Raw genomic sequence first — 9294 nt, 5'->3', positions numbered from 1 at the left:
GGCATCGCCCGACTGCACAACCTCACACTGGCCGGATGACGAAGAAACGAGCAGGTCACCGACCATGTCAGAGATCATTTACGGGACAAGTCTTAGCCATGCTGGTTCCCGCTTTCGAAGGTGAGACAGTTGGTGATGGAATTCGCGATCGTGTCGCTGAGCGCGTGTTCCGTGTAATAGGCGGTGTGCGGACTGATCAGCGCGTTCGGCAGCTTCAGCAGCCGCAGCAGCGTTTCGTTCTCGATGGGTTTTTCTCTGCGGTCGGCGTAGAAGACGCCTTCCTCCCCTTCGACGACATCCAGTGCCGCACCGCCCACGTGGCCGCTCTCCAGCGCCGTAACGAGCGCGTCGGTGTCGATGAGGGAACCGCGTCCGGTGTTGATGACGAACGCGCCCGCTTTCAGCTGCCCGATGCGCCGGTGATCGAGAAGGTGGTGCGTCTGTGGGGTGAGCGGCGTATGGAGCGTCACGATGTCGCTCAGCCGCAGCAGTTCGCCGAGAGGAACGTGACCGGCCGCTGTGTCGGGGTGTTTTCCGCAGGCGAGGACGCGGCAGCCGAAACCTCGTAGCCGGTCCATGACCGCCGTGCCGATACGCCCGGTCCCGACGACCCCGACCGTCAGATCGCGCAGCTCCTTTCCCCGGACGGCGTTCAGCCGGAAGTCATGGCCGGCCGCGCGGAGAACGGTGGACTTCGCGTTCCGGACCGTCATCAACATCAGCATCAGGGTGTAATCGGCAACACTGTCCGGCGAATACGTGACATTCCCGACGGAAATCCCGACGCTCGCCGCGTATTCCACGTCGATATGGTCGCGGCCGATACTCCGCGTGGAGATGTACGTCACGCCGACCTGCCTGAGCGCCAGGAGCGTGGAACGCGAGATCCGCGTCTTGTGGCCGACGCTGATGCACCGGTTTCCCGACGCCAGCTCCGCATTGCTCTCGGACACCGCCGCCGCCGTGACGACCGGCGCGACACCGAAACGCGGCGCCAACTCCCGGAACAACGCCGCTTCGTCCCGCTCGCATCCGTAGGCGGTGATTCCGGTCACCGGGGCGGGGGAGAGGGGCGGCGCCGGCGACCGATTGCGGCGGGCCGCCGTTCGTGCTGGTTCGCGGTAGGACATGCCTCCAGCTAAGGCGGCGTCAAGTTGCCGGTGCGTATGCGGTTTTGGATACGGCGACCATATGCGGCCCGCGTGAGCCCGCAGGGTGCGCCTCGGTTGCCGGGGTCCGAGCGACCTGCTCAGGGTCCTCGGCGTGCGTCGCCGCCCGAGATGGCGCCGCTGTCCAGCCGGTCGACGGGCGTGTCGCCGGTCCGGCGCCAGGGTTTCTCGTACCTGCCGCCGCACGTCCGGCACTCGGCTCGGAAGAGCGCGGCGGCGGGGCCCATCCGGGCGCTCGGCTCGGCGGGGTACTCGGCGTTCTGGATCCTCGCGACGAGCCGCGGGGTGGCGCAGGCGCACGCGGGGATGCGGGGCGCGGGCGGCCGGGAGGAGAGGACGGGTCCTGCGGGCGGGGCCTCGACGAAGGCGGTCCGGTAGCCGTCGACCGGCTGGTACCTGGTCCGCTTCATGGCCTTCTCGAAACGCTGCCGCTCCCTGCGGCCCGGGAAGATCAGGAGGAGGCCCGCCAGGAGCCGGAAGGACCGGCCGAGAACCCGCCCGGGGTCCGGGTCGAAGACCGCGGCCGTGACACCGTGCTCGTCGACGAGGGGGACACCGCCCGCGTAGCGGGGATCGCCGGTGCTGAAGCCCACGGTCGCGGTGACGCCGTGCTCGTCGGCGAGGAGCGCCAGGGCCAGGCCGATACCGGGACGCAGGCGCAGGGCGGCCTCCCGTGACTCGCCGTCCCCGGTCGCACGGGCGGCCCGTTCGGTCTCCGCCGCCGCGCGCAGGGCCTTCGCACGGGAGGCGGCGTTCTTCGCGCGTATCTCCTCCCGCCTCCTGTCGTGCGCCGCCCGCAGCGCGGCCAGCCGGGGCTCGCGCTCGCGCCGACGGCGCTCTTCCTCGGCGAGGTGGACGTCCTCGGCGGTGACGTATTGCGGCGCCGTCCACACCGTGCCGAGCGGCCGGTGCGGGTACGCCAGCGGGACGCGCGGCGTGTGCGGGACGATCCGGTGGGCGAACGCCCAGCCGAGGAACTCCGTGAGGGAGGCCGGAACGGCACTCCACCTGCGGCCGTCGAACTTCACCAGCCCCTCGACGACCGCCAACCGCGTGCCCCCCACGGCCCGTTCCACGCGCACGGACGGGACAGCGCCGAGCCAGGGCGGCCGGGGCCGGTCGCTGAACCAGATCGAGGCGACCCCGTCGGCGCGCATCCTGGCCGTGCGGGCCGCGATCCCGGTGCCGGTGATCGGGGCGAGCTGCGCTTCCAGGGCCGTTCTCCAGGTCCCGGCGGGGCCGGTGGCCAGGACGTCGGCGCGCCAGGTGCCGCCGGGGCCGGGGACTTCGAGCTCGGCGTGGGCGCCGGCCTCGCGGGCGGCGGTGGCGAGTTCGAGCTTGAGGAGGTGGTGGGCGACGGATTCCAGGCCCAGCGCGCAGGTGGGGGCACCGGGGGCGTGGGCGAAGAACCGCAGGCCGGTGCGGGAGATCTTCGCGTGCATGGGGTGGTGGCACTCGTCGCAGGTGATCGGCGCGGCCGGCCGGGCCCTCCACACGGCATCCCAATCGCGCCCGCACCCGAGATCGGGCAAGTGCGCGAAGACGGTCCCCCACTGCGCGTGCACAGCCCTGAACGCCACGCTGGCCCCCCTGTCGGTCGCTGAGGGGCCAGTATGGCTCGGGGCACTGACATCGCCCCCGGGGCCTGTGCGACGAGCGCACGTGCGACGGCTGGTATTACTGGGGCATGCAGGAAGAGACCGCACGCTCCGCGATCGACACGTTCATCTCCGCGTTCAACGCCTCGGACGACATCTATGTGACCGACCTGCTCTCCCAGGCCCTGACCTCGGACGTCGTCTTCTGGGGGCCGCTGGGCCGCAGTGAGGGAATCGTGGCGGTCGAGCGGTTCGTGCTGGACCTCCGACGCCACCCGGCGGGGGCCGGCACGATGGTGCGCTGCTCGGCGGTCGACATGCCGGGTGAATGGGCCCGGTACCAGTGGGTCTTCACCACACCGGACGGAGGCCCCCGGCTGGCGGGGACGGACGTCGTCCATCTGCGGCGCAGCCTCATCGACCAGGTCATCGTCTTCGCGGGGGAGATCGAGCCGTCCCCGTCCTAACTCGCCTGCCGCTGCCCACCCCTCCGCGCGGGCCCTCCTCGCCCGCCGCGAGGCCGGTGACATCCCGAACCCGCCGAAAGCGATCGACGCCGCCCGGCTGCGCGAGCTGTGCCTCGCGTCCGGCGCGGACGACACGGCGGTGAGCCTGGCCCCCGGACCTCAACGGCGAGCGGGAACACGTGCTCGCCGCGCCGCCCTCGCCGCAGCGCTCCGCACCAGGGGGATGCCGGCGGGCACGCCCGGCCGTATCGCCATCCCGGTCGCGGCCGACTCCGATGCTCTACCGGGCCACCGTGACCGATCTCTTCCCGCGCCGCCTGCCCGGCTGTGCGGCGAGTGCCCGCCACGGTGCCGGACTCGTCGTGGCTTCCCCCGCACATGGCCGCCACCACCGAGAACATCACCGCGAGGCAGTACGAACCGTGACGTCACGAACTGTCCCGCCCAACACCTCTGTCCCGGGGACGACACCGCCATGGCGGGAACCGCCACTCGTGGACAAGGCACGGGCCACCGCGTACGGCCCCTGCCAGACCCGGAAACCGATCCAGGCGTTCCATGGCGATCGTCCGATGATCTACCGCTTGCGCTCCCCGCAGCAAACGCCTTGCACCCTGGGGGAGAGCCATCGGGTGAACGGTGTCTGGCAGTCCGCAACGCTCATTCACGGGCCGTGGGACACGAGTCAGGAGCACGCACGCGTCACCACGTGGCGCGAGCTTCCCGGTCAGGCGTTCCACCCCGACGTCCAGCCGGACGTCCAGTCCGTTCCCTCACAGGACCTCGAAGTCCGGGTCGACGATCTGCCCGCCCTGGGCACGCTGCATCGCGGCCCGGAGACACGGCGGGTGGAGGTGGCCGTCGGGGAGCACAAGATCCTGGTGGCCGGACGCGGGGCGATCGGGAACCTGGCCCTTGAGACGGTCGACGACATCGTTCCCCTCATCGACGCGCGGCGTGCCCACGTGGAGAGCTGCCGGCGGCGGCGCTGACGTAAGCGTGTGTCCCTCGCACAGCTCGCCACCGGGACGCCCGCACCGACGCGTGGGCGACCACACAGGCGGGACGGCCTTGGAGTACGGGGTGACACCGTGTTCCGGCCACCGGGCGGGCCCCTCCGTGCCGCCGCTCGGCCGCTCTTGGCGGATTCCGTGCAGCGGCAGCCGACGCTCGCCCGGGTGGGCGGGGCGGGCGGGAGCGTTCCGCTGTCTATGCCTGGGACATATGTGGCCGGCGACAGAAGGCCGGCGCCGGTCCCCGCCGGAGGTCGGAGGGCCGGTTGCCATCCGACGCAACGGCGCAAGGGCGTCATTTCCGTCTTGGCGGCATCGTCCGGAAGAGGTGTGCAGGGCCACGGGAGTACGGCGGTTAGGCTCTCGCTTGCTCTGGGGCATCCCACCCTCATCGACGTGGGCCCCCGGCGCCCGATGTGCCGTGTCCTCGGACGGGAGACGCAGTGATGGCAGGCGTATCGAGCAACGGACCCGCGCCACTGACCTGCCTGCGCGCACCGAAGCATTCAGCTGCCAGTGCCGCGAGATGACGCGGAGAGCGGCAGTCCGCGGACGCGGTCGCAGTAACGGAAAACCCCGCCTCCGCTCCCGGAGCGGCTGAACCTCCTTCTTCGTACGTCGTCTCGTACCGCTGTGCAGCACCTCATCCGTAGACAAGGAGCCGGCATGACCGAGATCAGTCAGTCCCCGTCGATCCTGGAGGCCGCGGGAATCGCGCTGTGGGAGATGCCTCCCCCCGAGCCGGACACCGCCGCGCGGGCCGAGCTGTCGCGGCTCGCCTCCGGGAGCAACGACCAGGCGGTGGGCAACAACGCGGTCGGAGACGGCAGTTCGCTGCCCGACCTGGGGCCTCTGGCGGACTTCGGCACGTGGGAGTCCGTCGCCAGCACGATCGTGCACAAGGCGGAGACCATCAGCGGTTTCAACCCGGGGAGTGCGACCTTCGACCCGGTCGCCTGGAACAACTTCCTCGCCAAGTTCTCCACGATCCCCTTCTTCCTGCACTGGAACGTCGACTACCGCAACCCGTCGATCTCCTCGCTCTCCCTGGAGAAGGGCGTCAACGCGGTGTCGGACCTGATCGAGAGCCTCATGACGCCGCAGAACTACCAGGGCGTCCTGACGAGCATCAAGAAGATGGCCACGCTGGCGCTCGAGAACTCGGGGCAGACGGAGAAGAACAACAACCAGCAGGTCGGGGTCCTGTCGCGCAGCAACGGCAGCCTCATCGTCGGGGCCGTCCGGACCGAGGTGGCGATGCAGTACAAGAAGGGCAAGGGGTACGAGCAGTTGCAGCAGACCCTGAAGGTCTACCGCGGCTACGGCGTGCTCGACTTCGACATGTGCAAGCGCCATGCCGACAAACTGCGCGACTGGGACGGCAAGGAGGTGGACGACTGGGTGAACGACACGGCCAGCGCCTCGAAGGAACCCAACGACAGCCCCGCGTGGAACCAGTGAGACGCCGGCTCGGCCGGCGAGGGTACGGGCGACGGCGGTGAGGGCGAGGAAGTGCTCGGCCTGACGCCCGTAGCGGCGGCAGCCGGCCAGCAGCTCACGGTAGCCGTACCGGCGCCGCCCACCACCCCCGCGGACGCAGCCCACCGGACTCACACCGCAACCCCTTCGCCCCAGGCAGGTCTCATGTCCTCCGAAGAAGCGCCGCCTCCCGAACAAGCGGCGGCCTCGACCTTCACCCAGGTCCTCGCCGAGAACCTCGCCCACGCGGACAGCGGCTTCACCTTCGTCCAGGAGGATGGGCGCGAGCAGTTCGCAAGCTGGTCGGAGCTGTCGCGGGAGGCCCTGCGCCGGGGGCGCCTGCTGCTCCGGAGCGGCCTGCGCAAGGGCGAGCGTGTCGCGCTCGTCGTCCCCGACGAGCAGGAGTTCGTCCTCACCTTCCTGGGCGCGGTCTCGGTGGGCGTCGTCCCGGTCCCCATGTATCCGCCTCTGAGCTTCGGCAGGTCCGAGACGTACCGCGAGGACGCGGCCGGCATCCTCCGCGCGTCGGGAGCCCGCGTGCTCCTGACGTCCCGGAGCCTGGCGGACCTGCTGGCCCCGCTCCTCCAGGCGGTCGAGGGCGTACGGGCCGTCGTCGCGCAGGAGTTCTTCACCGAGCCGCTGGAGGGGAGCGCGCCCGAGCCCGAGGCGGTCCTCCCGGAGGACGTGATGTTCCTCCAGTTCACCTCGGGCAGCACCGCGGCCCCCAAGGGAGTGCGGGTCACGCACGCCGGCGTGCTCGCCAACTGCGCGGCCATCATCGGCGCTCTGCGCCTGGAGGGCGGGCGGGACCGGGGCGTGAGCTGGTTGCCCCTGTACCACGACATGGGGCTGGTCGGTTTCGTGCTGGCGCCGCTGATCGCGCGCTGCCCGGTGAGCTTCCTTCCGACGCTGCGCTTCGCGCTCTCGCCGAGGACCTGGCTGGAGACGGTGAGCCGCCACCGCGCGACGGTGACCTTCGCGCCCAACTTCGGCCTGGCGCTCGCCGTCAAGCACACCTCCGCGCAGGAGCTCCGGCGGCTGGACCTGTCCCGCGTGAGGGTCGTGGGCTGCGGCGCCGAGCCCAACCACCCGCAGACGCTGCGCTCGTTCGCGGCGCACTTCGCGGCGGCGGGGCTGCGGCCGGGGACCGTGGTGCCGTGTTACGGCATGGCGGAGGCGACGCTCGCGATCACGTTCGGCGAGACCGGCGCTCCGTTCGCCCCGGACGTCGTCCAGAAGGAGCCGTACCACGCGAACGGCCTCGCGCGGCCCGCGTCGCGGACGGACGCCCCCGGGGAGCGGGTGGCGTTCGTACCCTGCGGGCGTCCCGTCGCCGGTCACCGCGTCCTCGTCGTGGACGACGACGGGAATCCGCTGCCGGAGCGGCACATCGGCGAGGTGGTCTTCCAGGGGCCGAGCGTGGCCGCGGGCTACCACGGTGACGCGGAGGCGACCCGGCGCAGCTTCACGGTTCACGGCCTGCGCACGGGGGACTGCGGATACCTGGCGGACGGCGTCCTCTACGTGACGAGCCGCAAGAAGGACCTGCTGATCGTCAACGGCCGCAATCACGACCCGCAGACGGTGGAGTGGGCCGCGGCCGAGGTGCCCGGTCTGCGCAAGGGCAACGTCGTGGCCTTCACCCGGCCGGGCCGGGCCACCGAGGAGGTGGTGGTGGTCGCCGAGCTGCGCGAGGGGGAGGCCGCCACGGTGGCGCGGCAGGTCCGCGGCCACGTCCAGACGCAGCTGTCCCTGCCGGTGGCGGACGTCCTGCTGCTGGCGCCGGGGGAGCTGCCCAAGACCTCCAGCGGCAAGGTGAGGCGGAGCAGGACACGGCAGCAGTATCTCGACGGAGCTTTCCGGACGAGCTGACCACCATCCGTACGCCCTCCACGAGGAGCAGCCATGAACACCCGTCTGACCCCCCAGGAGCGGGAGCAGCTGTACTCCCTGATCCGCGCGAAGCTGGACCTCGGCAGCGCCGAGGGCATCGAGGACACCACCTTGGTGGGAGACCTGCCGGGCGTCGACTCCATGAAGCTCCTGCGGCTGCTGGGCGCTGTCGAGCTGGGCTTCCGGGTCAACCTGGGTTTCGAGGCCATCCGCCTGGTGCGGACGGTGCGGGACATCGAGCGGTTGATCTGCGCGTCGCGCGAACGGTACGCCGGCCGCGTCCTGAGTACCGGAGGGCAGCCATGAGCGCTCTGGGCCCGGAGGAGTTACGGCGGGAGGCCGCGGCGATCGCCACCTGGGCGGAGACCAGGCAGGCACCCGGGCTGCCGGGCCCCGACGGCCGCGAGCCCGACCACGGCAGCCAGGAGACCGGGGTCGGCAACACCTACGGCGGGGACGGCAGGGAGCTGCCCGGACTGGGGCCCCTGTCGGATTTCGGCTCGTGGCAGTCCGTGGCCGCCACCATCCTGCGCAGGACCGAGGAGTCCGCCGGCTTCGACCCGTCGTCCACGGTCTTCGACCCCTTCGCGTGGGCCCAGTTCGTGTCCCGGTTCCAGGAGATGCCGTTCCTCACCGACGTCATCGGACCCGACAGCAAGAGTGCGTCCATCTCGTCCCTCTCTCCGTGAAGAAGATCGGCCAGCTGGCGGTCGAGAACGAGGGGCGGTGGGAGAAGGGCAGCAATGTGCAGCAGGGGGTCCTGACCGTGGTGAACGGGGATCTGCGCCTCGGGCTGCTGCGGACCACGGTGCGGATGGAGTACGAGGCGGGCAAGGGATACCGGCATCTGAATCAGCAGATCACCGTCACCAGGCTTTTCGGGAGCCTCGACTACGGCATGCGCGTCCGGCAGGCCGAGACGCTGCTGGAATGGGACGGGCAGGAGGTGGACGACTGGGTGAACAGCGCCTCCAGCTCTGGCTACCCGCCCAACACCAGCCCTGCATGGGAGAACTGAGCCGCCCTGGAGGCGGCAGCCGGGAAACCCGCTCGACCGTGCGCCTGCTCGCGTCAGTGGATGTCCGCCGCGTCGAGGAGCGTGACGACGGTGGGGGTGACGAGTCCGGTGAGGCTGTCGGCGCCGATGCCCGCGCGGGCGCTGGCGCCGTCGAAGACGAGGATGAGCTGCCGGGCCAGGAGACCGGGATCGGCGGCGTCGCCCCGTTCGGCCTCGGAGCGGAAGAACGCCGTGAGGTTCCCCTTGATGCGGTGGGCGACCTTGCTGGCGGGGTGGTCCTTGTCCTTGAGCTCGATCTGTACGGCGAGATACCGGCAGCCGCGGAACTCGGGGGCGTCCGCCTGGAGTTCGGCCTGTTCGAAGACGTGGAGGATCCGCTCGCGGGGGGAGCGGCCGTCGTCCGCCGGGGGCAGGAGGGTCGCGACGAAGGCGGTGGCGCGTTCCTCCAGGCTCGCCGCGAGGAGTTCGTCCTTGGTGTCGAACAGCTGGTACAGGGAGCGCTTGGACACCCCCGCCGCCTTGCAGAGCGCGTCGACGCCGATGCCGACGCCGTCCCGGTAGGTCAGGGTGGCAACCGCCTCCAGCAGCCGCTCCCGGGGGCTTGGTTTCACTTCGGTGGTCATACTGCGAGGTTAACGCGATTCCACCCAGAAGGAA

General features: G+C 70.8%; 10 protein-coding genes. 7 read left to right on the top strand and 3 right to left on the bottom strand.

Features of this window, described 5'->3' with window-relative positions; all coding sequences use genetic code 11:
• Positions 1 to 92 precede the first annotated feature (92 nt).
• The gene (locus PV682_RS39105; protein WP_319736982.1) at positions 93 to 1130 is read right to left on the bottom strand and encodes an NAD(P)-dependent oxidoreductase; all 1038 of its coding nucleotides are present in this window, start codon (positions 1128 to 1130) and stop codon (positions 93 to 95) included.
• 119 nt (positions 1131 to 1249) lie between these two features.
• A complete protein-coding gene (locus PV682_RS39100) occupies positions 1250 to 2749 on the bottom strand; it encodes a competence protein CoiA family protein (protein WP_319736980.1) in 1500 nt (499 codons plus the stop codon).
• Positions 2750 to 2856: 107 nt separating this feature from the next.
• On the opposite strand from PV682_RS39100, the gene PV682_RS39095 reads away from it, so the two are divergent.
• From PV682_RS39095 to PV682_RS39065, 7 genes are all read left to right on the top strand, one after another.
• Complete coding sequence (locus PV682_RS39095) at positions 2857 to 3234, top strand: nuclear transport factor 2 family protein (RefSeq protein WP_319736977.1); 378 nt, start codon at positions 2857 to 2859, stop codon at positions 3232 to 3234.
• Positions 3235 to 3728: 494 nt separating this feature from the next.
• Positions 3729 to 4226, top strand: coding sequence for a hypothetical protein (locus PV682_RS39090; protein ID WP_319736976.1), 498 nt, complete (start codon positions 3729 to 3731; stop codon positions 4224 to 4226).
• Between the two features lie 687 nt (positions 4227 to 4913).
• On the top strand, positions 4914 to 5708 hold the full coding sequence (locus PV682_RS39085) for a hypothetical protein (protein ID WP_319736972.1): 795 nt from the start codon (positions 4914 to 4916) through the stop codon (positions 5706 to 5708).
• Between the two features lie 183 nt (positions 5709 to 5891).
• Complete coding sequence (locus PV682_RS39080) at positions 5892 to 7598, top strand: fatty acyl-AMP ligase (RefSeq protein WP_319736970.1); 1707 nt, start codon at positions 5892 to 5894, stop codon at positions 7596 to 7598.
• 33 nt (positions 7599 to 7631) lie between these two features.
• Positions 7632 to 7925 (top strand): acyl carrier protein, encoded by a 294-nt coding sequence (locus tag PV682_RS39075; protein ID WP_319736968.1) that lies wholly within the window; start codon positions 7632 to 7634, stop codon positions 7923 to 7925.
• Positions 7922 to 8308: a hypothetical protein gene (locus PV682_RS39070; protein ID WP_319736966.1), complete on the top strand. Its 387-nt coding sequence runs from the start codon at positions 7922 to 7924 to the stop codon at positions 8306 to 8308. The genes PV682_RS39075 and PV682_RS39070 overlap by 4 nt, the downstream gene beginning before the upstream one ends.
• On the top strand, positions 8305 to 8637 hold the full coding sequence (locus tag PV682_RS39065; RefSeq protein WP_319736964.1) for a hypothetical protein: 333 nt from the start codon (positions 8305 to 8307) through the stop codon (positions 8635 to 8637). Before PV682_RS39070 ends, PV682_RS39065 begins: the two co-directional genes overlap by 4 nt.
• Positions 8638 to 8690: 53 nt before the next feature.
• Here PV682_RS39065 and PV682_RS39060 read toward each other — a convergent pair whose 3' ends face one another.
• On the bottom strand, positions 8691 to 9260 hold the full coding sequence (locus PV682_RS39060) for a TetR/AcrR family transcriptional regulator (protein ID WP_319736962.1): 570 nt from the start codon (positions 9258 to 9260) through the stop codon (positions 8691 to 8693).
• Between the last annotated feature and the right edge of the window lie 34 nt (positions 9261 to 9294).

The organism is Streptomyces niveiscabiei, assembly GCF_033794345.1.
GTDB classification, from domain to species: Bacteria; Actinomycetota; Actinomycetes; order Streptomycetales; family Streptomycetaceae; genus Streptomyces; species Streptomyces niveiscabiei.
Note: the sequence above shows the minus strand (reverse complement) of the source record. Positions and strands in the feature narration are given on the sequence as shown.